The 448-nt window shown below is 58.3% G+C and carries 1 protein-coding gene; it reads left to right on the top strand.

What is annotated here, in order from left to right; translation table 11 throughout:
* Window positions 1-401 (top strand): surface lipoprotein assembly modifier (locus tag ACTHUF_RS11275; RefSeq protein ID WP_440407748.1); only part of this gene is annotated, 401 nt, incomplete at its 5' end.
* Between the last annotated feature and the right edge of the window lie 47 nt (window positions 402-448).

Below are 448 nucleotides of genomic sequence, written 5' to 3'. Positions count from 1 at the left end.
GCCAACTGCTCAGCAATTCCATCATTTACTACCGCACCGCGCGCCAATACTGGGTAGCCGGTCTCGCCCTCTACCGCGAACGCACCCGTGACGACAAAAGCGACAGCTTAAACCGCTACGCCCTGCGCACCACATGGGGACAAGAATGGCCCAAAGGCCTCTCCACCGTCCTACGCCTCAGCGCCGCCCAACGCCGTTACCCAGCCCCCGGCTTCTTCAGCAACGAACAAAACCGCCGCGACAAAGAAGCCTCCGCATACCTGAGCGTATGGCACCACGCCCTCCCTTCCAAAGGCATCACCCAGCGCATGCCCATTGCCCATAACAAAACATGGAGCAACGCCAAGCTCTACGAACACGGTCCAACCAAGATGCTTGTCGAATTGGGCACAACGTTCTGACAAGCAGCACCCATCTATTGCCCACGCCCAAATGCCTATCCTGCATA

The organism is Neisseria sp. P0024.S006 (genome assembly GCF_051956595.1).
In the GTDB taxonomy this organism is placed as follows: Bacteria; Pseudomonadota; Gammaproteobacteria; order Burkholderiales; family Neisseriaceae; genus Neisseria.
Note: the sequence above shows the minus strand (reverse complement) of the source record. Positions and strands in the feature narration are given on the sequence as shown.